The sequence below is a fragment of the Gilliamella sp. B3817 genome (assembly GCF_026536705.1).
In the GTDB taxonomy this organism is placed as follows: domain Bacteria; phylum Pseudomonadota; class Gammaproteobacteria; order Enterobacterales; family Orbaceae; genus Gilliamella; species Gilliamella apicola_I.
Genome location: NZ_JAFNNV010000002.1, coordinates 255,476 through 281,166 on the forward strand (window position 1 = coordinate 255,476; position 25,691 = coordinate 281,166).

Here is a 25,691-nt window from a genome sequence, read left to right on the forward strand (position 1 = left end):
TGTGTTGATGTTGTATTAAGGGTTTACTTTGTAGGTATCTGTAATGAACATAAGCAATAGATTGAAAATAATGTTGTTTTTCCAATACTTTATTTGGGGAAGCTGGCTGGTTACCTTTGGCTCTTATATGAGTCATACTCTCCATTTTTCAGGGACTGAAATAGGATTAGTGTTTAGTTCAAAGGGACTTGCCGCATTAATCATGCCATGCATTATCGGCATTATTGCAGATAAATTTTTACAACCTAAATACCTTTTCATGCTATGTCATACAATCTGTGCCATTGCACTTTTTTATGCAGCATCAATCACTCAACCTAATCCATTATTTTGGGTAATGTTAGCGAATGCTTTAGCATTTATGCCCACTATCGCTTTATCGAATTCAATCAGTTATCACTGTTTAGACAACAATAATATTGATTCATTAAAAGCTTTTCCTAAAATAAGGGTTTTTGGTACCGTAGGCTTTATTATTGCAATGTGGATAATGAGCCTACTTAAATTAGAACAGAGTCATGCACAACTCTATGTAGCCAGTATCGCATCAATCATACTTGTCATTTACAGTTCGACACTACCTAAAATAACGATTCATAAAAAAATAAAACAGTCATGGCATTCTCGATTAGGATTAGACGCATTTGTACTTTTTAAACAACCGACAATGGCGGTGTTTTTTTTATTTTCGGTATTAGTAGGCGCTATTTTGCAAATAACCAATACTTTTGGTACCACCTTTTTGCGTGATTTTAATAAGATTCCGCAATTTGAAAATAGTCTAATTACACAGTACCCGGCTATTTTATCTTCAGTTTCACAAATGGCAGAGGTTGCCTTTATCTTAACTATCCCATTTTTTCTCAAAAAATTGGGGATAAAAAAGGTCATAATGATAAGCTTAATCGCTTGGACTTTAAGATTCGGACTATTTGCATTTGGTGATCCAACACCATTTGGTTTTGTTTTACTCATGTTATCCATGATTGTTTATGGTTGTGCATTTGATTTCTTTAATATTTCCGGTTCAATTTTTCTTGAAAAAGAGGTTAATGCAAGTATACGAGCCAGCGCACAAGGTTTATTTATGACTATGGTAAACGGTGTCGGGGCTTATTTAGGTTCAATTATCAGTGGTTTAGTTGTCGATATGTGTACCCATAATAATGTAAAAGATTGGCAAGCAATATGGTTAATTTTTGCGTCTTATGCACTCATTTTAGCTATCGTGTTTTACTTTAGTTTTCATGATGACCATACAAGCAATAAACAGATTAAACAATAGGATAGTCAACTCATATAATGGATTATAACAACATGTTTATCTTCTAAATCGAATCAATTCGTATTCATTATCATCACTCATTTAATGAACTTGAATAAACGACAGGGCTAATCCCCCTGTGATTATGTTTTACATCGAAAATTATCGATGAAGTTTTTTGTTACAAAAGTATTGAGATTCAAATATGAAAGAAAAATTTTTAGGCAGTTTTCTAGTTTTTTTAGGGGCATGTAGTTTTGGTGTCCTCTCTTCTATTGTAAAAACCGCTTATCAAGCTGGATATACATTAGGTGAAGTTACCGGTGTGCAATGTTTTTTGGGTATGCTGATACTATGGTGCAGTCACCTAATCGTTAAAAGCTTAAATAAACCCAAAGCAACCCCTGTTAAACATTCTCCTTCTACCCCAAAATGGAAAGTATGTGCTGTTGGAATTTTTCCCGGCTTAGTTGGTATCTGCTACTATCAGTGTGTTCAATTAGTTCCGGCATCAATAGCCATTATTCTACTGATGCAATATTTATGGATCAGTATCATTATTGATTTTGTCATATTTAAAAATAAACCCAGTAGCGTTCAACTTTTGACAGTAGGCATTATCATCATCGGTAGTTGCTTAGCAGCAGGCGTTCTTAATCAAGACATTCATTTAAATTTTTCAGGCTGTTTATTTGGATTTTTAGCCGCTTTAATGTATTCCCTTTTTATCACTACCAGTAGTAATGTGGGTAACGATTTACCAAAGCTTGAAAAAAGTGCCTTAATGATAACGGGTGCATGTATTATTACGTTTTTAATTTTTCCACCGTTATTCTTTTTTAAATACAGTATTTCAGACCCACTTTATGTATTAGGATTCTTATTGGCGTTATTAGGAACCGTTTTACCGCCCTTTTTATTTTCGATTGGTATGCCAAAAATTGGCATTTCATTTAGTGCGATATTATCGGCAGCTGAACTTCCGATAGCCGTGACCTGTTCTTATTTCTATTTGAAAGAATCTGTCTTGTTAACGCAATGGATCGGCGTCATCATTATTCTATCAGCCATTGCATTGTTAAATCTGAAAAATCTTAAGACAGGCTCATAACGGCGTTATAATTTACGAATAAGACTAATTCGCTTTATATATACAAATTCTGACATCAAGGCTTAAACATAACGTTTAAGCCACTTAATAAAAATATCCGCTTTCGGATTATATTTGGTTTGTGGTCTTAAAATGTAATAACGCTGTTTACATAATAATTCCATATCAGGAAAAGGCATAACCAACTCTTTCGTTTCCAAATATTTACTAATTAACTGTTTTCGTCCCATGGCAATACCGGTATGGTTAATAGCCGCAATAATAGCTAAATCAGAACGATCAAAGATGATTTTGGGGATATCATTAAGTTCAAAAGGTAATGAAAAATTATTTGCCCATGACTTCCACTCTTCTAAGTTGGAGTCATGTCCCCAAGCTTGTCCGTCATGCAATAAAGTACAATTGGTCAATTTATCCACATTACCATATAAATCCTGTTTAAGCGCATAAGCGTGGCTACAGACTGGAATAATGGTTTCATTCATCAAATGGTCATAACGAACTTCTTCATAGCGTAGCGCATCAAAATAGATGGCAAGGTCAATATGATGACGATTAAAATTACTCACTTCATTACCGGACAAAATATTCAAACTGATATATGGATACTGCCGAGTAAATTCAGCAAGTTTAGGGACTAACCAACATTGAGTAAATGACGGTTTTGCATAGACCGTTAATGTTCCAGCTGCCTCTTGATTCGTTATTTCCAGAATTTCTTGATTCAAATTACGAAGCGAATTTTTTACTGCACTAAAAAGATTTTTGCCATTATAAGTCAATTCAATACGACGATGAAAACGCTTAAATAACTTAAAACCTAGCTCATCTTCTAATTTATTGATTTGATGACTGACAGCACTTGGGCTAATACAAAGCTCTTCTGCGGCTAAAGCGAATGATAAATGGCGAGCTGCTGATTCAAAAGTATGTAGTTTAGCTAATTGATAACGATTAACGATACGGCTTTGTGCCAAATATTTATTTTCATCATACATCTGTAATTCTCCTGTACTTCGACGGTCAAACTTCAGTTAGCTGTTTTTCAACTTTCATCTTTACATTTACAAACAATAATATGTAGGACAAGTATTGAAAAGAAGGACTTGCTGGTTTTAAATTACTTTTTTAGATGAATCCAGTTCATGTTAAGTTGTTTATTTATCATTTGTCAAATATTAATCAAAAACATCTAATAATAACAGTATTTAACAGCTTAAAAAGACGGCATTTTTAATTCAAAATTTATAATTTTTACTAAATTAATCATTAGTATAACGTAGATTGAAGTTTTTGTCGTGAATTGTTATTCATTCATCTGGTCTGATTAGCCTATTTAGTGAGTTAAACCGGCTTAAAAGAATGGTGATCGATAAAATTGAGATGAATGTAATGAGTTTGTTGTAGTCAATATTGGTTAGACAACTTAGCCGTTAATTTAAGTTACTGCTATATAGTCATCCTAATATTTTAATAAGAATGTGAGAGTGAATAAGATCGAATAAATATTAAATTTAAATGCGTCTAGCAAAATGTCTTATCCATTTTTTATGTTTAATTTAAACATATTCCTCCACAATCTTTATTACAATGAACAATTTCTATGCTTTTGTAACCTTAATAGTTTGATTTGTTATACTTGTTTCTACATTTTTATTTTTTAAATTAATAAAATAATATAGAGGAATAGGATTATGATGTTTCAAGACCTTGAAAAACGTCTACTAAGCCACCATTTAGTGATTAGTCTTGTTAAATTGGCAATATTTTCTTGGTCTAAACGAAGAATAACCGTTTTAACTCAAAAATTATTTTTTCAAGTATTAACAAAAATAGGCGTAATGGAATGTGATCAACAACTAGTAAGAAGTACTTCTTATCACGAGAAATCATCTCCAAAAGCGGCTGTAACAAAAGGAATTATTAAGCCAAATAAAATTATCATATCGAACACAACATTATTTCCAGAAAAACACCATCATCTCGACAGTTTAAGTAATTATTTGCTTAACAATATAGTTATTTTCTTAGGAAAGCTTATACCTATGTCGATATTTTCTCATTATGGAGATCAAGCTGAATTTGATTTAAAGAGTGATATGAAAACGAGTTAGCCGAACAGAATTGGTAATTTTATTGGTATTTTTATTCGAAATTAGTGTTAAGTTCTTGGTTAGTTTTATCCATTATAAAGTGTATTAGTAATGACAGGAGGCATTAAATTTTAATTTTCGTCTTGTAAAAATAAAGTAAATAATAATTTTTTAACTTGATTTATTAATTGTTGAATAGCATTTAATCGACTTGTTATAAGGAAATTACAAAAAAACTGGAAGTTAGTTATTTTATACTGATGTAGCACCGTAACAAGAAGTATCTTAAGAAAACAAGTAACAATCGTTTTTTTCATTGTCCGACACATTGTTATATTATTGTCCTGAAATAGAAAGGAAGTTATAGAATGAAGACACATAAAAAACCATTATTTACCTTAGTACAAAACAGTGAATCAGTAACAAAACAAAATACTTTAAGCTATTTAGACTCTAAACTAAATTATCCGGATTGCGTAGATGAAATCATTGCATTACGTATTAAGGAGCTTAAATTACATCATACTGAGTATAAAGAAAAAGAGTACAACGAAAAAAATACTTTTCGTAAAAATAAAGAGTTTTCATTTATATTTGGGGAAATATTTGAATCCGAACACCATGAGAAACAAATCGGTATGTTAAAAGATGAGATAGCTTTGGCTAAAGAGTCCAATAAAGTAAAGGAATTACTTGGTACTCGATTGAAAGAGATGGCTAAAGTATACCCAGATGTTGAACTTGATCTAAGTGATGTTGATGTGATCCCAACACAAATAAAAGAACATTTGTTTGCTCCACCTTTAATCTTAACTGAAGATAATGCCATTATGCTTTGGGATGATTAAAAAATAGTTTTAACAATAATTAATACTAGGTCTAATAAATTACAGGGTATAAGCCCTGTAATTTATTTAATAGGTTTGTTAGAACAAATACTAATATTTATCAGTGCTAACTGTTAAAGGCACTTTCACCATGGCTGTTAATATCTAATCCTTCACGTTCATGCTCTTCTGATACACGTAATCCAACTGACAAATCGGCAATTTTATAACCAATCAATGCGATAATAGCTGTCCAAACAACACAGGTAATCACACTCAATAATTGGATACCTAATTGGCTTAGCATATTCATGCCTTGGGCATAACCAATGCCGCCTAACGATTCTGCTGTAAATATACCTGTTAGCAGACAACCTACAATACCACAGACGCCATGTACTCCAAACACATCACAGGTGTCATCAATTTTTAACCTTTTTTTAAGAGAAGATACGCCCCAAACACCGGCAAAACCACAAATCAAACCAATTAACATTGCGCCACCAACGCCGACAAATCCAGCGGCTGGCGTTATGCCAACTAATCCAGCAATAACCCCTGAAGCAGCGCCTAAACATGATGGTTTACCTCGCAATACCCATTCGGCAATGGTCCACGCTAAAACGGCGGCTGCCGTTGCTGCGACCGTATTAATAAAAGCCAAGCTGGCAATCTCATCGGCTTGTGTTGCCGATCCCGCATTAAAGCCAAACCAGCCTATATAAAGAATTGCTGACCCTAAGTACACATAAGGTAAATTGAAAGGTTTTAAGGGCTCACGATTATAACCGATACGGTTTTTAAGCAGATAGGCGCCAATTAATCCGGCAACGGAAGCATTAATATGAACCACTGTACCACCAGCAAAATCTAATGACCCTTCATCCCTTAATATGCCACCACCCCAAACCATATGAGCCATCGGTATATAGGCGAACGTAAACCAAATTACCATAAAAATTAATACGGCTGAAAAACGAATACGTTCCGCAAAAGCTCCCAGTATTAAACAGCAGGTAATACAGGCAAAAGAGCCTTGAAAAGCGATCCAAATCAGCTCATAAATCGTTCCCGACAAGTCCGTTATCTTCACACCAATCAATAAAAAATGATCGAAATTACCAAAAAACCAATTTCCTTGACCAAAGGATAAGGTATAGCCATACGTTATCCAAAGTACGGTGATTAATGAAAAGGTAACCAATACTTGTGACAACATGGATAACACGTTTTTAGAACGTAATAATCCACCATAAAAGAGTGCGATACCCGGTACAGACATAAATAGTACCAGTGCAGTACAAATCATCATAAAACCATTATCTGCTTTATCAGCAATAGGAACTTCATTAGCCAATACTGAACCAGAAACCAATAATCCAAACACTAAAATTACTTTTTTCAACATAATATTATCCCTATTTATAGTGCTAATTCATCGGTTTCACCCGTTCGGATCCGAACAACGTGCATCAATGGCGTAACAAAAATTTTTCCGTCGCCGATTTTGCCGGTATAAGCCGCCTGACAAATTGTGGTAATAGCTTCATCGAGCTGATCGTCACTGATCGCTAACTCTATTTTTACTTTAGGTAAAAAATTGACAGTGTATTCTGCACCTCGATAAAGTTCGGCATGACCTTTTTGCCGCCCAAACCCTTTTACTTCTGTAACAGTTAATCCAGTGATACCAATATTTGAAAGTGATTCTCTGACCTCTTCTAATTTGAAAGGTTTAATCACAACAGTCACTAATTTCATCTGTGTAACTCCTGATCTTTTACTATGGGTAATCAACATAATGCAAAGGTTATGCCAGCTTTGATTAAGATTAATTTGTTGTGATTTTAGATAAGCAATGATGAAGCGTTATCATGCAGGTATAAAACATGAATTGTATAACAAATGATTGAGCTGATAAGCTCTATTGGGTTATCAAGAAAATTTAACTCGATAGCGTTTGATGCACTAATCTGGTGCTATTGCGTTTTTGTAGTGCCTTTTAATCTATTCATTAATTTAATTAGAAGGTCACCATTAACTTGCGGTATTCATCAAAAGCAAAGTGATCAGTCATGCCACTAATATAATCTTGCAACAAGCGACAACGATAATAGAACTCCCAACTTTGAAAAGTCTCTTTCGTTTCATCTTTATTCTTAATAGCTTGTTGATAAGCATCCCGATGTTTAGCGGAAAGTTTATGATAAAGCCGTGTTTCAATCGGGTATTCTTTGTGATTATCGTCTTTTACTAATTTTAAAAAATCATGGGTTGGCATATCGAGTAACGGACTATAGATATCTAACAATCCACTAATAATTCGGTGACCTTGTAATTCAATATTTTCAACAGATTCATGATTAAAAACATATTTAACTCCAACCGTTTTAAAGATATTTAATAATTTATATTCAGCCCCGTGACCTTCCAACAGCGCATTATTAAATGAACCATGATAGATATCCTCGATATTTTCAATAAAGCGCTCAGCAGCATGAGGGACGAGTTTTGTGATAGTGTTAACACGTAAATACATGAAAAATTGCCCAATAGCTATCGCATTAAATTGATTTTGTCTTAGATTTTCATATGAACGCTCGACAACTTTATCAAAAAGATCACCAGGTTTGGTTGGCCCCCAAGCGTCCTTTAAATATTCATAAAGTTGTTGTACAGAAAATAATTTTTTTTCTACCGCATCTTCAAGATCGGCAATACAGTAAGAAATATCATCTGCTGCTTCCATAATATAAGTGAGTGGATAACGGTGAAAAGGTTTAATATCAAGTTGTTCAGATAACTCTTTGATAAAAGGCTCTTCAGATAAGTAATAACCCGGTTTTTTCATCAAATAGGAAAATTGAGCGGGAACTTCACGCAACCAATAGGCAGGTTTGGAATATTTTAATATTGATGCAATTTGCGAATAAGTAAGATTTAATCGCAAAATGGTATGAACTAATCGTATGGCTTGTGCATTACCTTCAAAATTGCATAAGTCTTGACGGATTTTACTTTTCAACTCCTGAAGCTCAGTATTATCCGTTTTTTGTATTTCAAGCACAGGATAATAAGATGATGCATGAATTTTTAATCGTGAGCCAAACCATTGGTTAATTGCTTTTTCACCAAAGTGTCCGAAAGGAGGATTACCAATATCATGCATTAAACAAGCCATTTCAACCAAACTTTCAATCGGCATAATAACTTGTTCTAATCCCAATTGTGCCAGTTTTCCGGCGTTGCTAAGACGATGAATGATCTCTTTAACAATATAACGCCCTACCTGTTGTACTTCCATGGAGTGGGTTAATCGTGTTCTGACAACTGAATTACGCTCTAATGGAAAAACTTGTGTTTTTTGCTGTAAACGGCGAATCGCAGCAGAGTTAAGGATCCTTCCTCGATCGCTTTCGAAACAACGAATTATTGAGTAGAGATTGGTTATCTTTTCTCGGGTTTTGCTTGCGCTACGTTGATAGTTAATTTTTTTATTGAAGTCGATCATACTCAATCCCTTGTATTCATATTATTATAATTTCTGTTTCGCCCATTTAATAGCCGATTGATATTCCACTGGTAATAACGATATCAAACTAGCTAAAGATTGCTTTAATTTATCTGGATTATCATGTGTTAAATTGATATGCCCTACTTTACGCCCAACTCGAACTTCCTTTTCGTACCAATGCAGATGCACTAAATCAATCGATAACCATTTTTTATTGAGTTCTGTACCGATTAAATTCACCATAATTGAAGGGGTAAAGACATCTGGCTTAGGTAATGGCAACCCCAATAAAGCCCTTAAATGCAGTTCAAACTGACTAATTGAAGCACCATTTTGTGTCCAATGTCCACTATTATGCACACGAGGCGCTAGTTCGTTAATGAGCAAATCATTACCCATCACAAAACACTCCATCGCCATGACACCCACATAATTTAGTTTATCCATAATGGCCGATAGCATTTGCTCAGCTTTTGACTGTAATGTTTTGTTTTCATCGGGTAAGACAACACTCATTTTTAGAATACCGTCTTGATGTAAATTATTAGTCAACGGATAAAAAACCTTGTCCCCATTGGCATTACGTGCCCCAATTAGTGAAACTTCTTTTTCAAATTTGATGGTTTGTTCAACGATCGCATGACCATAAACTTGATCTGGTATATTGACGTTGTTTTCATCGTTAATCCGCCATTGACCACGACCGTCATATCCGCCTGTTCGACGTTTGACAATCAAACGTTGTCCTAACTGAGCAAACAGATTTGACCACTGTTGTTGATGTTCAAGTGAGTGCCATTTCGCTGTTGGTAGACCTAGTTCATCGAGTAACTGTTTTTGCGTTAAACGATCAGCAATAACAGGAAATACATGGCGGTTAACAAATTGAGGATGGTTAGCTAAAAGCTTGGTAAAAGGCGTATCAGGCCAACGTTCAATTTCAGCAGTAATCACCGACTGTTGATAAGGAATTGAATCGGGTTCAACATCTATGCCAACAGGATAGACTTTTATCCCTAAAGGCTCACCAGCTTGTCTTAACATTCGTCCTAATTGCCCATTTCCAAGTACACATACCGTTTTCATTGTCATGTTAATCTTCAACTCGCGGATCGGGATGATTAAGGACATCATCCGTTTGGCTTAATCGCCAAAGGGATAATCGTTGGAAAATATCGGCATCATGCAGGGCAAGAATTTGCGCAGCAAGTAAAGCCGCATTTGCTGCCCCAGCTTTACCAATCGCTAGCGTACCAACAGGAATACCTTTAGGCATTTGAACAATCGAATAAAGACTATCTACCCCACTTAAAGCCGCGGTTTGAACGGGTACACCCAGCACAGGGACAAGTGTTTTAGCCGCTAACATACCCGGTAAGTGAGCTGCACCGCCAGCACCAGCAATAATCACATCAATGCCCTTTTGCTTAGCGTCCTGAGCAAATTGAAACAGTTTATCGGGAGTACGATGAGCAGATACGACTTCAACATGATATGGAAGACTGAGTATATCGAGCACGTCAGCAGCATGTTGCATCGTTGCCCAATCACTTTTGGAGCCCATAACAATAGCAATTTTAGGTTGAATACGCATAGAAAATTGTATGAATATTTAAAAGATTAAGTAGATAAAGTATACACTAAAATTTTATGAATGGGGATAAAAAGGATCGTTAAGGATATACACAATGCCACCCTTGCCTACATAACAAAGGTAGCATGTGCATCAATTTTAATTTACGCTTTAACCGCAGCAATAACTTTTATTTCAACCAGATACGCTTCTACCATCAGCGCACAATGTACCGTACAACGAACGGGCGCACTACCTTTTGCTACCCATTCATCCCATGCTTTATTCATTGCGGTAAAATCACTTTTGTTGGCAAGAAAAATGGTGACATCTAAAAGCTGTGTTTTATCACTATTTGCTCTGGCTAACATATTATCTATTTCAGCCAGTGCACTTTTAGTTTGTGCATAAGCATCATTGATTAAATTAGTCGGTACACTGGTATAATAAATTACATCATTGTGTATTACCGCTTCAGACCAACGATCTGCTGGATCAATTCGTGTTATTGTCATCATTTATTCCTTATAAGATGATTAATTAAGAAACCTTAATAAAATCTGCACGTAATTTTTTTATTTCATCACGCAACACACCTGCTTTTTCAAATTCAAGATTTTGTGCTGCTTCATACATCATTGCTTCAAGCTCTTTCACTCTGGCTTGAACCTCTTTAACAGAGACATAATGATAAGGTTTACCCGGTTCAAAAGCTTGGACTTTCGCCGTTGATTTTTTAGTGCTTAATCCTGCTTCTAAAATATCTTTAATCTCTTTACGTACTGATTTTGGTGTTATGCCATGTGCAGTATTAAAATCTTCCTGTTTTTTTCGACGTCGAGCAGTTTCGTCAATGGTTTTTTGCATTGCTGGTGTAATTTTATCAGCATACAAAATCGCTTTACCATTTACATTACGTGCGGCACGTCCTACTGTCTGAATTAAAGAACTTTCAGAACGTAAAAAGCCCTCTCGGTCAGCATCTAAAATCGCAATAAGCGAGACTTCAGGAATATCTAATCCCTCACGTAATAAGTTAATTCCAACAAGCACATCTACCTTACCTAACCGTAAATCCCGAATAATCTCCATGCGTTCAACCGTATTAATATCAGAATGCAAATACTTCACTTTCACATTATGCTCCGATAAATAATCGGTTAGATTTTCTGCCATTTTTTTGGTTAAGGTGGTAACTAATACCCGCTCTTCATTTTGCATACGGATTTTAATTTCCGAAAGCAAGTCATCAACTTGCGTTGCCACCGGTCTTATTTCAATAATAGGATCTAGCAAGCCTGTTGGTCTAACCACTTGTTCGATGATTTCACCACCCGATTTTTCGATTTCATATTTTGCCGGTGTTGCCGATACATAAATTGTTTGCGGCATAATATTTTCAAATTCAGAAAATTTCAATGGACGGTTGTCCAACGCTGACGGCAAACGAAAACCATATTCAACCAAATTAAGTTTACGTGAACGGTCGCCATTATACATTGCACCTAGTTGGGGAATAGCAACATGGGATTCATCAATAAACAATAATCCGTCAGCCGGTAGATAATCAAATAACGTTGCCGGCGGATCGCCCGGTTTGCGCTGTGATAAAAACCGTGAATAGTTTTCGATTCCCGAGCAGTAGCCTAATTCGGTCATCATCTCAATATCAAATAACGTACGTTGCGTTAAACGTTGTTCTTCTAACAGTCGTTGATTATCAAGTAGTACTTTCTGACGCTCTTTAAGTTCGAGCTTAATTTGAGCAATCGCATTTTCCATAATGTTTCTTGGTGTAACATAGTGGGTTTTAGGATAGATAGTAATACGTGATACTTCATTAACGCTATTACCTGTCAATGGGTCGAATAATGTAATTCGATCGACTTCATCATCAAATAGTTCTACCCGTACTGCAAGTTCGTCCGAATCAGCCGGAAATATATCGATGACATCACCACGAACTCGGAAAGTACCACGACTAAATCCAAGGTCATTACGCGTATATTGTAATTCAGCCAAACGGGTTAATATCGAGCGCTGATCGGTAATCGTACCTTTAGTTAAATGCAAAATCATTGACATGTAAGTTTCTGGCGCACCTAAGCCATAAATCGCTGATACCGAAGCGACTATGACGACATCACGACGTTCCAATAAAGATTTTGTTGCCGAAAGTCGCATTTGTTCAATATGTTCATTAATCGATGCATCTTTTTCAATAAATGTATCGGTTGAAGGTACATAAGATTCTGGCTGGTAATAATCATAGTAAGAAACAAAGTACTCAACAGCATTTTCAGGAAAAAAAGCTTTCATCTCGCCATATAACTGTGCAGCAAGTGTTTTATTTGGCGCTAAAATAATCGTTGGGCGATTATGTTTAGCAATGACATTTGCCATCGTAAACGTTTTACCTGAGCCAGTCACGCCTAATAATGTTTGATGTGCTATTCCGTCATCAAGATTTTGATTAATCCTTTTAATCGCTTCTGGCTGGTCGCCGGCAGGTTTAAAATCGGAACACAATTTGAATTTTTTCATTACGTCGTAACCTAAAATTTTACCTATTAATAAAAATTATCCCCAAAAGGGCTTGACCTTTTAAAATGTTATATTTTTTGTTCAGTTAACATAAATTCAATTAATCGCCGCTTACTAATGACAACTTGATTTATGATAACTTATTGATATTATTAATTTCATTCCATTACGCTTACAATCTAAACAGTTCAATACAAAACCTTATAGAAACTGAGTTTTTTACTGTTTTGAATAAACTACTCACAGAGTTATCCACAGGGTTGGGGGATAACTCCATAAGTATAGTCTTTTTAAAATTTTTTCAAATTTCAACAAAAAATTTAGGGATTAAATCGCCTTTATTTAATTGTTTTTTTCTATTTTTAAATAGTTTTTAATAGCAAAAAACTAACAAACTAATTAATCTCTTCAATCTTATATTGATAGTTAACATCAGTTGTAGGTACAAAAGTTAATCGATGAGTGATGCATTTAGGGGCATCTTCAGCATGATGAGACACAAATAACAATTGTGTATGCCCATCAAGAATTAAGCAATCTATCCAACGTTTGACTAATTCTCGATTTAAATAATCTAATCCTTGTAAGGGTTCATCCAATATTAATAATGTAGGATGTTTAACCAATGCTCTGGCAATCAAAACTAAGCGCTGTTGCCCCCAAGAAAGCGATTGAAACGGTTTATTAGCCTGAGAATATAAACCAAGTAGTTGTAGCCATTTATCCGCTAGCTTATTTTGTTTATCACTCGCTGTTCGATAAACCCCAACAGAATCAAAATAACCGGACAAAAGGACATTTTTAACGCTGGTACTCACTCGATAGTCTAAATGGAAGCTACTGCTGACATAGCCTATATGACGTTTTATGTCCCAAATGGTTTCACCAGAGCCACGTTTACGCCCAAAAAGTGTCAAATCATTGCTGTAACCTTGAGGATGATCGCCTGTGATTAAACTTAATAGTGTCGATTTACCGGCACCATTAGGCCCGATAATTTGCCAATTTTGATGCGCTTTAACCTGCCAAGTTAATCCATTAATCACCGCTTTATCGTCATAATAAACATAGCCGTTATTTAAAATGATACGATCTAAGTGATCGACAAGTTCAATAGGTGATTCATCTGCTTCTGGTAATGACATCTCAGGCAGATTTTCCAAATTAACCAGCTGCTGGATTGTTTCATCCTTTAATATTGTATCTTTTTTGCCCATTTTCAAGAGTTGACAATCGGCTAATAGTCCAATATTTTCAATGAATGGAGGAATATCATTAAATCGATTTAAAACCAATATGATAGTAATTCCTTGTTTGACTAACCCCTCAAGGATTTGAGATAGGTTTTCACGTGATTGCACATCTAATCCGTCAAAGGGTTCATCTAAAATCAATAAATCGGGTTTTACCATTAACGTTCGACAAATCAATGCTTTGCGAGTTTCACCAGTTGACAGATATTTAAATCGACGGCTTAAAAGTTCGCTAATACCAAATTGTTGCGCTAATTGATGACACAAAGATTCATTTGCATGGGCTTGTTGAATAATTTGCGAAGTCGTTAATCCAGTATCGTGCTCACCTTCACTTAACATATCTGTATTATTTCGCTTCCATTCGTCATCAACCAATTTTTGCAGTTGCTCAAACGAGATATGGGCAATGGATTTAAATTGGTTAACAATTATACCAGATAATAGGGGTAACTCTCCAGGGATAGCTTTCACAAAAACCGATTTACCGCTGCCGTTACGACCAATACACGCTAAACTACTGCCTGAGTTGAGCGTCAAAGATTCAATATCAAATACACGATAATCACTGATCTTATAAACCGCATTTTCAATTCGTAACATGGATACCTCCATTTATTCAATATTATATTAAGGTGGCGATAATAATGTGCTGTGGATCAATAGACAGCATAATCTTCTTGTCTTTAGTTATTGCCAATTTTTCTATTTCTTGGGTTAATTTGGTCGCATAAATGGCAAGCCCAGAGGGCAATAATAATTGAATTTCACTCCAATGTTTATCGCTTTTAATTTGCACCACTTTTGCCGATAAACAGTTTTCATTGAGATGATTAAATTCAATGGCAGGGGCTTTAATGAGTAACATAACAGTTTTATTTGGACTCAATTTTAATCGTTGCACGCTTGATTGGGTAATATTAACTTTCAATTCAGTTTGATTATCGCTTAATAGAACGGTGATATAGCCAGCGACCTCATTGATCTCTAATTGCTTAATACTACCATATAACTGATTACGTGCACTGGTCTGCAAAGATAACTTTGCTGTCGTTTTTAAAATATCATCGAGTGGAACTTTATCATCACTCAATATATTAAAAGCATTTTGCTGTAATTGCGTTAGCAACTCATAAAGCTGAATAAATCTTACTGCATAAGGACTAAGCTTTGTTCCACCGCCCTTCTTGCCACCAATTGAGGTAATAAAAAAAGGAGTCGGGGCTAACGCACTCATTTCATTAATAGCATCCCATGCAGTTTTGTAACTCATGCCGACTTGTTTTGCAGCCTGACTTAATGAGCCTGTTTGCTCAATCGCTTTAAGTAAGGCTATTCGACGAGGATCGACAAACCGGTGTTGATTCAGATTTAATGTCAGTAAAATTTCAGGAGAAAACATGATTTCAGCCATTATTACGCTTATTTCAAAGCGACCATTCACCAAAAGATTTCTATTATTGTAAACGCTTTTTAGCCATCCACCAAAAAATGAATCGATCTTACTAATTGATTGATTAGCAATAAAATGACTTAGCAATTTCCCTATACCGTTAAACACGCTTTCGATTGTCGAATCAATCCTAAATATCAAAAAGTTTAATTGTACTTTATTAACGAATTTTGATAGCATCGCTATATAATATTTTATATAACGATTAGCTATCTGTTATGACAAGTTTAGTTAAACCAATATGATAGGTCATATTAAAACAACCTATATCGAGCGAGGAAGAGGATGAACAAATACATAAAAACATTGTTAGCCGTAACATTGTTAACAGCAACTACCCTATTTAGCGTTTCAGTTTCAGCCATTGAGAAGATAACTGTTTTTGCTGCGGCTTCACTGACGAACGTTATGCAAAATATTGCAAATGAATATCAAACCGATCATAAAAATGTTGAAATTGTGTTTTCATTTGCCTCATCATCCGTGTTAGCTAAACAGATTGAACAAGGTGCACCGGCTGATATTTTTATGTCTGCCGATCAGAAATGGATGACTTACTTGATTGATCATCATCTTGTTAACCATAAAGATAATTTACTCAAAAATGCTTTAGTACTTATTGCACCAAAACAGTCCTCGATTGATAAAGTTGAGATTAATTCTACAACCAATTGGAATGCTATTTTGCCTAAAAATGAAAAACTGGCTATTGGTGATCCCGATCATGTGCCAGCAGGACTTTATGCTAAAGAGTCATTAACAAATTTAGGGGTATATGATCAATTAGCCCCTCAGTTTGCACCGGCAAGTAATGTTCGTGATGCTTTAATGTTAGTTGAACGCAACGAAGCCGTACTTGGGATTGTCTACAGCACAGATGCTAAAGTAAGTAATAAAGTGAAAATAGTAGGGACGTTTCCTGCCAATACATTTACCTCGATTGAGTACCCGATCGCTTTATTGAAACCTGAAGCACAAGATTTCTATCAATATTTGCAATCACCCAATGCTAAAATAATTTTTGAAAAATATGGATTTATCACGCAATAACACATTATCACTATGCTACTGACAGACTTTGAATGGCAAACCTTGTTGCTAAGTTTAAAAATTGCAGGCGTAGCCATTGCTTGCAGTTTACCCATCGGTATTTTCACCGCATGGATTTTGGCTCGATGCCAATTTTGGGGAAAATCTTGTTTGGATAGTTTTGTTCATCTTCCTTTAGTTTTGCCACCTGTAGTGTTGGGATATTTGTTACTGTTGACCATGGGCAAACAGGGAATAATCGGTAAATGGCTTTATCGTTATTTAGATATTAGTTTTAGTTTTAATTGGCAAGGTGCCGCGTTAGCTTCAGCCGTGGTTGCTTTTCCCTTAATGGTACGTTCAATTCGCTTGGCGATAGAATCGATTGATTACCGCCTTGAACAAGTCGCTCGCACGTTAGGTGCAAAACCGTTACGAGTGTTTATAACCATAACATTGCCATTAGCCTTTCCCGGTATTTTAATGGGCATAATTCTTGGTTTTGCTCGCTGTTTAGGTGAATTTGGTGCAACGATTACCTTTGTTTCAAATATACAGGGTGAAACCCGTACTTTGCCTTTAGCCATGTATACTTTATTGCAAATACCAAATGGTGAATTCGCCGCTTTTCGACTTTGCATTATCTCCATTATCTTATCGCTAGTGGCGTTATTCTTATCTGAAATATTAAACCGCTGGCATAAAAAAAAGATAGCAGGCTGATAAATGATGTTAAATCTTGATGTAAAAAAACAACTTCCCCGTTTTTTATTTGAATTTAAACTTCAAATTCCTTGTCAAGGTGTGACTGCCGTATTAGGGGTATCGGGTGCGGGTAAATCGACACTGATTAATTTGATTAATGGTTTAATTAAACCTGACCATGGTTTTATCCAACTTAATGGCACAACCTTATATGATGAAGAACAAAAAATTTTTGTTTTGCCTGAAAAAAGAGATATTGGCACCGTATTTCAAGATCCTTTGCTCTTTCCCCACTACCGAGTCATAAAAAACTTAACCTATGGTGCAAAAAAAATCACAATGTCACGATTTGATGAAATCGTCGATGTACTCAATATTCGCCCTTTATTATTACGCTATCCAGCCATGTTGTCAGGCGGTGAAAAGCAACGAGTCGCTATTGGTCGAGCACTCTTAACTCATCCTAAACTATTATTAATGGATGAGCCTTTATCAGCGTTAGATATGCCGCGTAAAAAAGAGATGTTAAGCTACATCGAAAAATTGGTTAATGAACTAAATATTCCAATAATTTATGTTACTCATAACATAAACGAAGTCAAACGTATCGCTCACGATGTGGTTATTTTGGAACAAGGAAAATTGTTAGATTATGGAAAAACCGATTCTATTTTGCAAAGCGATTATTTACAAGAGTGGTTATAAAGAGTTAATTGAGCACTATCTTTTTCTTGTTTAATATACGAAATACCATCATGCCATGCACCCAGTACAAGCCTTTTTACAGGTTTATTGTCCACTAAAAAATCATGAACAGCAGGTTTATGTGTATGACCATGCACCATAATATCTGCATGATAGTGTTTCATCATACTGTCAACCGTTTGCTGATTAACATCCATAATATACGCTGATTTAACTTGATTACGTTCACGACTTTGTTGTCTTAATTTTGCAGCAATTTTCAAACGGATGAATAATGGCATCATTAAAAAGAGTTTTTGCAACCATCGGTTATGCATAACTTTACGAAACTTTTGATATTGAAGATCATCTGTACAGAGCAAATCGCCATGTAAAAATAGAATTTTTCCGTTTTGATTTGGTAAGCAATTTATATCTGGTAATAAGATCATATCACAAGTTTCAGCAAATTTTTTACCTAATAAAAAATCACGATTACCATGAACAAAATATTTTTTTATATGACGTTGAGAGAGTAATTTTAATGCATCTGCAACTTGATTTTGTAATTTAGAATTAACATCATCACCCACCCAATAATCAAATAAATCACCTAAAATGTAAAGTTCACTGTATTTAGGTAATGTGTCAAGAAACGAGAAAAAGCCTGCGCTGATATTAAATGAATCAGCCACAGGCTCACTATCTGATAAATGGATATCAGCAATAAAATAACGGACAGGATTATTCAACCGTGACACTCGTAATAATCACGTCTTCGACTGGAACATCGGAATGCATACCATTACGTCCCGTTTTAACCGCTTTGATCTTATCAACGACATCAAGTCCATCAACCACTTCGGCAAAAACACAATAGCCAAAACCGTTAACATCTGCTGAACGATAATTTAAATAATCATTATCAACCACGTTGATAAAAAATTGTGCTGTAGCTGAATGCGGATCTGATGTACGTGCCATCGCCAATGTACCACGATTGTTTTTTAATCCATTTGCGGCTTCATTTTGAATCGGTGCTTTCGTCTTTTTTTGTTTCATACCCGGTTCAAAACCACCACCTTGAATCATAAAATTATTAATAACACGATGAAAAATAGTGTTATTATAAAACCCCTCTTTACAATACTCGACAAAGTTTTTAACCGTTTCCGGTGCTTTATCATCAAAAGTATTAATTTTTATATCACCATATGTAGTGTGAAATACGATCATAAATGTTCCTTATTTTCATTTTTATTTAATGTAAATCTAACAAATAAACCTTAAATGAGTTTCGATTAATTGAACTCAATTACTTAATTTTTCACAAGCTTGAAGTGTATTGCTCATTAACATAGCGACCGTCATTGGCCCTACACCACCGGGAACAGGTGTTATCCAACCCGCGCGTTTTACGGCAGTATCAAATTCTACATCGCCAACAAGCTTACCGTCACGTAAACGATTAATACCGACATCAATAACAATAGCGCCGGGTTTAATCCATTCGCCTTTCACATAATTGGCAATTCCAACCCCAGCGATAACAATATCAGCATTACTAACATGCTTTGCTAAATCGACCGTTCTGCTATGTGTAATTGTCGTTGTGCAACCCAATAAAAGCAGTTCTAACGCCATGGGACGACCAACAATACTTGAAGCACCAACCACAGTGGCATTTAATCCAGATAAATTGATACCGGTCGATTCAAGCATTTTAACCACACCATAGGGTGTACATGGACGTAAAAGTGTATCACGCTGTAATAAATGACCAATATTATACGGATGAAAACCATCAACATCTTTATTCGGATCGATTCGTTCAAGCACTTTAGTTTTATCAATATTTTCAGGGAGAGGAAGTTGCACCAAAATACCATGCACATCAGATCGCTGATTTAATTCATCTATCAATGCTAATAATGCTTCAGTTGTTGATGTGGGAAAATCATAAGCAAATGAAGCAAAACCAACATCATCACAAGCTTTTTGCTTATTGTTTACGTATATTTTTGATGCAGGATCTGAACCGACTTGAATAACAGCAAGCCCAGGAATAGATAACCCATTTTCAACCCGAACTTTTACCTTATTAGCAATTTCGTTTCGTATTTGTTGTGCTAACGCTTTACCATTAATTATATGTGCAGTCATGAGCTTCTATACTTACTTATTTTAAACACTAAAGTCTTTATTTTCGCAAAAGTTGTTATTAATGTCTATTCACTTATCGTTTGCTTGACTAAGTTCAGATAATATCTGTTTATATTGTGTATCAACATTTGTAATTACCGAACAAATTTTACTATCAAAAGCTTTTAATTTTGGTTTTTGAGTTTTCCACTCATTTTTCGATATTTGTTTAATTCCCCCATAATTTTTGAACAGGCGAAAATGCAAAATACTATTACCGACAATATTATAAAAAATTCGTTGCCCAATCTGTTCACCATCTTTTTTTAAATTATTAAAATTTTTATAATAAAAATGGGTTTCATTATTTTCAGTGATAATCGATTGGTGTAATAAGTTTACTAATCGTTTATATAATTTTTTGAGTTGTTCATGTAATCCGCTATCATCATCCAATTTTGTAATAATGGCTTTTTTGAAGGTTGTATTAACTTCATCTAACAAGTTCAATGCTTGTTGTTCTAATTCTGGAAGTTGTTGACGTAAAGCACGCTGAAATTTTAATGCATTTTGCTTCAATTGAGGAGAAGGCGAAACCGACTGATTATTGAAAATAATCTTTCCTGTTGGTGAAATCAATAAATCATTTTTATCATTAAAAATATGGACATTCTGTTTACTTATTACAATGTCATAGCTGGGTTTTACTGCACATTCTTGGTTAGCAGCAAAAACAGTGAATGAATTAAAAAATAATAAAAACAATAGCTTTTTTAACATATCAACTTTTATATATTAAGATTAGTTAAATTATAACCAGACTTTAAATAAAAAACATAACAAAATTTTTATTTGCCATAATAAAATGATCAATTACATGACATAAAAAACGCCATTAACAAAACTATATTTAGCATAATAACAACGAAACTTATCTTTATAAACAATATTAGTTTAAAACTAGGTAAACACGTTTTTTAATAATTAACCGTTGTTAGAAATAATTAATTTAAAATCAGACGTATTCATTAATTTTAACAGCTAATAATAAATTATTAATAGGTTTAAACTATAAAATTAAATATGATTTAGTGCTTTTTTTTCTAGAAAAGTTAAGTATAGTAACTATTATTAAATAACATATAACCGAGGTGACCAATGTTTACTGTAATTTTTGGACGTTCAGGCTGTCCTTATTGTGTACGGGCAAAAGAATTAGCTGAAAAACTGTCTCAAGAGCGAGATGATTTTTCTTATCGTTATGTCGATATCAATGAAGAAGGTATCACTAAAGAAGATTTATCAAAAAGTGTTGGCAAACCTGTTGAAACAGTACCTCAAATCTTTATTGATGAAAAACCGATTGGCGGTTGTACTGATTTTGAAGCTTATGCTAAAGCACACTTAGGATTATTTAAAGAGTAGTTTAAACACTTTTCCTTGATTGGTTATTAATACTATGCCACCGTTTCAGTGGCATTTTTTTTAACGCCCTGGCAACTTCTTCCAAGTAACTTCGTTACGCAAATAAGTTGGTTCGACATCTTCAACATTCACTAACTCTTGTCTTTGCCATTTTTGGTTGGCAATAACGATCAAATCTTGTGCATGAGGTAATAAAAGATCGCTGCTTTTAATATCTGTTAACATTTCAGGATAAGTTTGCCAACCGGTACCTGCGCTATAATAGTCATCTGTACATTTTCGTTTGACTTTATCAGCGACCTTTTCAGGAGCAATCACGCATTCATCGATCATGGCTTGCCATTGCTCATTAACATATTGATATTGTCCTAAATAAACTTCGTTCATTCTGGCATCGATTGCGGCAATTACGTTTTTGGCTTGATTCAAACGTAAAGCGCCTTGGGCTAACGTCATCAATGTCGAGACACCGATCATCGGTCTGTCAATGCCTAACGCTAATCCTTGAGCAACGCCAATACCTATTCTTACACCCGTAAAACTACCAGGACCTTGTCCAAAAGCGATAGCATCAACTTGTGATAATAGGCAATCGGATTGTTTTAATATTTTATCCACCATAGGCAGTATCTGCTTGGTATGATCTCGAGCAGAAACAAGAAAATCATGCGTGATTTCATTTTGATATAATAGCGCAACTGAACACGCTTCAGTTGAGGTATCAATGGCTAAAATAGTACTCATTTTTTTTCCAAAATAGTCCGTTTTTAAAAGCTAGTGTTTGGCAAGCAAAAAATCAATAACTTTGTTCAGATCACGTGTTCGTGGCGACGGTGGCAAGCTATTAAGAAATATTGCGCCATAAAGTCTCATGACTAAACGATTATCACAAATAATGATTGCCCCTCGATCATCATGATGACGAATCAATCGCCCTACCCCTTGTTTTAGCGTGATCACCGCTTCGGGTAACTGCACATCATTAAAAGCATCGCCACCTTGTAATTGGCAATCTTCCATGCGAGCTTTAATCAAGGGGTCATCCGGTGATGTAAAAGGTAATTTATCTATAATAACACAAGAAAGCGTATCCCCTCTAACATCAATTCCTTCCCAAAAACTACTGGTTGCAATCAATAGCGCATTGCCACTATTAATAAATTGTTCTAGAAGTTTAACTTTACTGGTTTCACCTTGAACTAATACTGGTAACGCTGTCAGTTCCCGAAACTGCTTGGCTAACGCATTCATCATCGCATAGGATGTACACAGAAAAAAACATCGCCCATTATTCGCCTCAATCACTGGTAACAATAATTCTACCAATTTTTCTGCAATGCCATGTTCATTGGGTGAAGGCATATAACGAGGAACGCACATTATCGTTTGGTGCAAATAATCAAACGGACTTTCTAATATTAACGAATCCGCATTTGTTAACCCTAAACGCTGGGTAAAATAGTCAAGTTGATTATTTACAGACAAGGTTGCTGACGTAAATATCCAGCTCCCTTTGCGTTCTGTTAGTAATTCCGTAAATTTATCCGAGACAGATAATGGCGTTAAAGCAAAGACAAAATGATGATGAGTGCTTTCATACCAATAACTAAAACCAGTCACATGGGTTTCAGTCAATCTATTAAGCAACGTTTTATATTGATTAACACGCTCAAAACAATTATCTAAAGTTGATGATCGTCCGACCGCTAATAATAAAACCTCATGACAAAAATTCAACGTATCAAAAAGGTAAGCTATCTCTTTTTTGACTGGTTCTTGGTTGAATAAAAACCGCAGATTTCCTTTAGGTGCTTTTTGATTAATCACAAGACGTATATCTTGTGTGCATTTTTGCAATTTATCGGCACACTGCTGCAACTGTGACATATCTTTAACTTCAGTTCGATAGGTAAGATTAATCTCTTTAGCTAAATCAAAAAGCTGTCGACTGGTTAGTTGTTGCCCAAAATAGTGACAAGCAAGATCGGGTAATTGATGTGCTTCATCAAAAATCATTACTTCCGCTTTAGGGATTAACTCCCCAAAACCGGTATCTTTCACAACAACATCGGCTAAAAATAGATGATGATTCACAACGACAATATCAGCGTTCATGGCTCTTTTACGCGCTTTAACCACATAACAATCGTTGTAATGTTCACAATCACTACCTAAACAACTATCATTAGTGCTGGTTAATATAGGCCATATCGCATTGTCTTCTGTTACCGTCGTACATTTACTAATATCACCATCTTTAGTTTTGATTGACCAATTTTTAACGCGAGCTAAATCAACCCGTAATGCTTTATTAAGGTCACCGGCTGCCGCGTATTGATGATATAATCGTTCCAAGCAAAGATAATTTGCTCGTCCTTTCAATAACGAAATTTTACCGGTGTAGTCTAATGCTTTTTTGATAATGGGCAGGTCTTTACTAAATAACTGTTCTTGAAGATTTTTCGAACCGGTTGAGATGATAACTTTTTTATCACTCCGTAGCGCAGGAACTAAATAAGCAAATGTTTTTCCGGTACCCGTTCCCGCCTCAACAACCAATGATTTTTGTTTTTTAATTGATTCAGAAACTTTACTTGCCATATTTCGTTGTGGCTCTCTTGCCACAAAGCCTTGAATAGTTTGAGCAAGCAAACCATTTTCAGAAAAATCATCAATCACTTAAATGCACCTAATTTAAAAAGATAATTTAGTTTATATGTAAACGCTAGAAAGTTTATTTAAGGAATAATTCAATATAAAGAAAACATAGTATTTTCATAAAAAAGGGATGAATTGATTGTATTGGAATTGAACAACCAGTAACTTAAATAACCAATATACTATACCAATTATTTACAGCCAGCACTAGATATTATTAAAAACTTGAGGAAAATTACTTAATCAACCCGCCCCTTAATGATATGACGATAAAACGGTTTATTAAGGGACGATGTTGTTAATATGATTAAAAATGCTATTGCCCAAAAAGCGTAAACTTTATTGGTTATTTAACCATTTCATGTATTCGGTCGTACCTTCGGTCACCGATTTGAACTGAATCGGACAACCTGAATTTCTAAATTTGGTTAAATCAGCTTGGGTAAAACGTTGATAACGTCCTTCTAAATGTTCCGGGAACGGTATATACTCAATTTCACCTTTTTTATGATAGTTAAGTACCGCATCAGCTACTGTTTGGAATGATTCAGCTTTACCAGTTCCACAGTTATAAATGCCTGATACTTTATTTTCCCAAAACCATAAATTAACATCAACCACATCTTCCACATAAATAAAATCACGTTTGAAAGTATCACTTCCGGCGAATAATTTAAGTTTTTCGCCTTTGTGAAGCTGTTCATTAAGATGATATGCAACGCTTGCCATACTACCTTTGTGTGTTTCACGAGGCCCATAAACATTAAAATAGCGAAAACCACATACTTGTGATTTAGCCGTTGGTAATACTTGTCTTACGTATTGATCAAATAAAAATTTTGAATACCCATATACATTCAACGGTTTTTCATAAGCTCTATCTTCGATAAAGTTGTCGCTACGACCACCATAAGTTGCAGCAGAAGAAGCATATAAAAATGGTATATCAAATTCTAAACAGTAGTGTAGTAGATCTTTAGAATATTGATAATTGTTTTCCATCATAAATTTGCCATCCCACTCAGTCGTTGAGGAACATGCACCTTGATGAAAAATGACATCGATATTTAAATTTTCGTTGGATAAAATGGCGACAATAAAATCATCTTTATCCATATAGTCAGCAATATCGAGATCAACAAGATTTGAAAATTTTGTCCCATCTTTTAAGTCATCAACAACAAGGATATCTTTAAATCCTTTTTTATTTAGACCTCTTACAATATTACTACCAATAAATCCTGCTCCACCGGTCACAACAATCATAATAATTACCTTTTTAATTAATGAATAAAGATATTATATTGTATAATATCGTTATTTTCGAGTGTTCTTATTCAATCAGATTTAAATATTCTTTATTTGTTTTTCATAATTTGAAAAACATTTTATCTTATTAATGGTTATGTTTTACTG

At 34.9% G+C, this 25,691-nt stretch carries 25 protein-coding genes; 8 read left to right on the forward strand and 17 right to left on the reverse strand.

The window, feature by feature from the left end:
- The first annotated feature begins 43 nt into the window (after positions 1-43).
- Together J3U36_RS03810 and J3U36_RS03815 are read left to right on the forward strand one after the other, a co-directional pair.
- Positions 44-1,285 carry a nucleoside permease gene (locus J3U36_RS03810; RefSeq protein ID WP_267378177.1) on the forward strand — a complete coding sequence of 414 codons (1,242 nt, stop codon included), beginning with the start codon at positions 44-46 and terminating at the stop codon, positions 1,283-1,285.
- 184 nt (positions 1,286-1,469) lie between these two features.
- Complete coding sequence (locus J3U36_RS03815) at positions 1,470-2,375, forward strand: EamA family transporter (RefSeq protein WP_267378174.1); 906 nt, start codon at positions 1,470-1,472, stop codon at positions 2,373-2,375.
- A 62-nt stretch (positions 2,376-2,437) separates the two neighbouring features.
- On the opposite strand, the gene dsdC is transcribed toward J3U36_RS03815, so the two are convergent.
- Positions 2,438-3,373: a DNA-binding transcriptional regulator DsdC gene (dsdC, locus tag J3U36_RS03820; protein ID WP_267378172.1), complete on the reverse strand. Its 936-nt coding sequence runs from the start codon at positions 3,371-3,373 to the stop codon at positions 2,438-2,440.
- Between the two features lie 696 nt (positions 3,374-4,069).
- Here dsdC and J3U36_RS03825 point away from each other — a divergent pair.
- Together J3U36_RS03825 and J3U36_RS03830 are read left to right on the forward strand one after the other, a co-directional pair.
- Positions 4,070-4,489 (forward strand): hypothetical protein, encoded by a 420-nt coding sequence (locus J3U36_RS03825; RefSeq protein ID WP_267378169.1) that lies wholly within the window; start codon positions 4,070-4,072, stop codon positions 4,487-4,489.
- Positions 4,490-4,836: 347 nt separating this feature from the next.
- Positions 4,837-5,316, forward strand: coding sequence for a hypothetical protein (locus tag J3U36_RS03830; RefSeq protein WP_267351326.1), 480 nt, complete (start codon positions 4,837-4,839; stop codon positions 5,314-5,316).
- A gap of 106 nt (positions 5,317-5,422) precedes the next feature.
- Here J3U36_RS03830 and amtB read toward each other — a convergent pair whose 3' ends face one another.
- The 9 genes from amtB to J3U36_RS03875 all read right to left on the reverse strand — a co-directional run bounded on the left by amtB (position 5,423) and on the right by J3U36_RS03875 (position 15,740).
- Positions 5,423-6,703 carry an ammonium transporter AmtB gene (amtB, locus tag J3U36_RS03835; protein ID WP_267378166.1) on the reverse strand — a complete coding sequence of 427 codons (1,281 nt, stop codon included), beginning with the start codon at positions 6,701-6,703 and terminating at the stop codon, positions 5,423-5,425.
- Between the two features lie 14 nt (positions 6,704-6,717).
- The gene (gene glnK, locus J3U36_RS03840) at positions 6,718-7,056 is read right to left on the reverse strand and encodes a P-II family nitrogen regulator (protein WP_220216771.1); all 339 of its coding nucleotides are present in this window, start codon (positions 7,054-7,056) and stop codon (positions 6,718-6,720) included.
- Between the two features lie 262 nt (positions 7,057-7,318).
- Complete coding sequence (gene dgt / locus J3U36_RS03845) at positions 7,319-8,812, reverse strand: dGTPase (RefSeq protein ID WP_416379814.1); 1,494 nt, start codon at positions 8,810-8,812, stop codon at positions 7,319-7,321.
- A gap of 18 nt (positions 8,813-8,830) precedes the next feature.
- Positions 8,831-9,895 carry a 5-(carboxyamino)imidazole ribonucleotide synthase gene (gene purK, locus J3U36_RS03850; protein ID WP_416379815.1) on the reverse strand — a complete coding sequence of 355 codons (1,065 nt, stop codon included), beginning with the start codon at positions 9,893-9,895 and terminating at the stop codon, positions 8,831-8,833.
- 7 nt (positions 9,896-9,902) lie between these two features.
- On the reverse strand, positions 9,903-10,403 hold the full coding sequence (gene purE / locus J3U36_RS03855; protein WP_267361193.1) for a 5-(carboxyamino)imidazole ribonucleotide mutase: 501 nt from the start codon (positions 10,401-10,403) through the stop codon (positions 9,903-9,905).
- Positions 10,404-10,546: 143 nt separating this feature from the next.
- Positions 10,547-10,897, reverse strand: coding sequence for a RidA family protein (locus J3U36_RS03860; protein ID WP_267381737.1), 351 nt, complete (start codon positions 10,895-10,897; stop codon positions 10,547-10,549).
- Between the two features lie 25 nt (positions 10,898-10,922).
- Positions 10,923-12,926 (reverse strand): excinuclease ABC subunit UvrB, encoded by a 2,004-nt coding sequence (gene uvrB / locus J3U36_RS03865; RefSeq protein WP_220216767.1) that lies wholly within the window; start codon positions 12,924-12,926, stop codon positions 10,923-10,925.
- A gap of 395 nt (positions 12,927-13,321) precedes the next feature.
- Entirely contained in the window at positions 13,322-14,794 is a 1,473-nt protein-coding gene (gene modF, locus J3U36_RS03870) for a molybdate ABC transporter ATP-binding protein ModF (RefSeq protein WP_416379813.1), read from the reverse strand.
- Between the two features lie 10 nt (positions 14,795-14,804).
- Positions 14,805-15,740, reverse strand: coding sequence for a TOBE domain-containing protein (locus J3U36_RS03875; protein ID WP_267385843.1), 936 nt, complete (start codon positions 15,738-15,740; stop codon positions 14,805-14,807).
- A gap of 177 nt (positions 15,741-15,917) precedes the next feature.
- Here J3U36_RS03875 and modA point away from each other — a divergent pair, with 177 nt between their 5' ends.
- The 3 genes from modA to modC are packed head-to-tail and all read left to right on the forward strand — an operon-like array spanning position 15,918 to position 18,071.
- Positions 15,918-16,682: a molybdate ABC transporter substrate-binding protein gene (gene modA, locus J3U36_RS03880; RefSeq protein ID WP_267378149.1), complete on the forward strand. Its 765-nt coding sequence runs from the start codon at positions 15,918-15,920 to the stop codon at positions 16,680-16,682.
- 12 nt (positions 16,683-16,694) lie between these two features.
- Positions 16,695-17,384 carry a molybdate ABC transporter permease subunit gene (modB, locus tag J3U36_RS03885; RefSeq protein ID WP_267351309.1) on the forward strand — a complete coding sequence of 230 codons (690 nt, stop codon included), beginning with the start codon at positions 16,695-16,697 and terminating at the stop codon, positions 17,382-17,384.
- A gap of 3 nt (positions 17,385-17,387) precedes the next feature.
- Positions 17,388-18,071, forward strand: a complete 684-nt coding sequence (modC, locus tag J3U36_RS03890) for a molybdenum ABC transporter ATP-binding protein (RefSeq protein ID WP_267378145.1) — start codon at positions 17,388-17,390, stop codon at positions 18,069-18,071.
- Here modC and J3U36_RS03895 read toward each other — a convergent pair.
- The 4 genes from J3U36_RS03895 to J3U36_RS03910 all read right to left on the reverse strand — a co-directional run bounded on the left by J3U36_RS03895 (position 18,050) and on the right by J3U36_RS03910 (position 20,972).
- Positions 18,050-18,802, reverse strand: coding sequence for a UDP-2,3-diacylglucosamine diphosphatase (locus tag J3U36_RS03895; protein WP_267378142.1), 753 nt, complete (start codon positions 18,800-18,802; stop codon positions 18,050-18,052). The genes modC and J3U36_RS03895 overlap by 22 nt on opposite strands.
- Positions 18,795-19,286 carry a peptidylprolyl isomerase B gene (gene ppiB, locus J3U36_RS03900; RefSeq protein WP_065559211.1) on the reverse strand — a complete coding sequence of 164 codons (492 nt, stop codon included), beginning with the start codon at positions 19,284-19,286 and terminating at the stop codon, positions 18,795-18,797. Before ppiB ends, J3U36_RS03895 begins: the two co-directional genes overlap by 8 nt.
- A gap of 75 nt (positions 19,287-19,361) precedes the next feature.
- Positions 19,362-20,213 carry a bifunctional methylenetetrahydrofolate dehydrogenase/methenyltetrahydrofolate cyclohydrolase FolD gene (gene folD, locus J3U36_RS03905; protein WP_267378139.1) on the reverse strand — a complete coding sequence of 284 codons (852 nt, stop codon included), beginning with the start codon at positions 20,211-20,213 and terminating at the stop codon, positions 19,362-19,364.
- 69 nt (positions 20,214-20,282) lie between these two features.
- Entirely contained in the window at positions 20,283-20,972 is a 690-nt protein-coding gene (locus tag J3U36_RS03910) for a DUF2884 family protein (RefSeq protein ID WP_267378136.1), read from the reverse strand.
- Between the two features lie 378 nt (positions 20,973-21,350).
- Between J3U36_RS03910 and J3U36_RS03915 the strand changes: the two genes are divergently transcribed.
- On the forward strand, positions 21,351-21,617 hold the full coding sequence (locus J3U36_RS03915; protein WP_220216757.1) for a GrxA family glutaredoxin: 267 nt from the start codon (positions 21,351-21,353) through the stop codon (positions 21,615-21,617).
- A gap of 60 nt (positions 21,618-21,677) precedes the next feature.
- Here the strand turns inward: J3U36_RS03915 and tsaB are convergent, their stop codons facing one another.
- The 3 genes from tsaB to rfaD all read right to left on the reverse strand — a co-directional run bounded on the left by tsaB (position 21,678) and on the right by rfaD (position 25,541).
- The gene (tsaB, locus tag J3U36_RS03920) at positions 21,678-22,361 is read right to left on the reverse strand and encodes a tRNA (adenosine(37)-N6)-threonylcarbamoyltransferase complex dimerization subunit type 1 TsaB (protein WP_267378132.1); all 684 of its coding nucleotides are present in this window, start codon (positions 22,359-22,361) and stop codon (positions 21,678-21,680) included.
- 30 nt (positions 22,362-22,391) lie between these two features.
- Positions 22,392-24,296, reverse strand: a complete 1,905-nt coding sequence (locus J3U36_RS03925; RefSeq protein ID WP_267378130.1) for an ATP-dependent DNA helicase — start codon at positions 24,294-24,296, stop codon at positions 22,392-22,394.
- Positions 24,297-24,614: 318 nt separating this feature from the next.
- Positions 24,615-25,541, reverse strand: a complete 927-nt coding sequence (gene rfaD, locus J3U36_RS03930) for an ADP-glyceromanno-heptose 6-epimerase (protein WP_267351293.1) — start codon at positions 25,539-25,541, stop codon at positions 24,615-24,617.
- Positions 25,542-25,691: the final 150 nt, after the last annotated feature.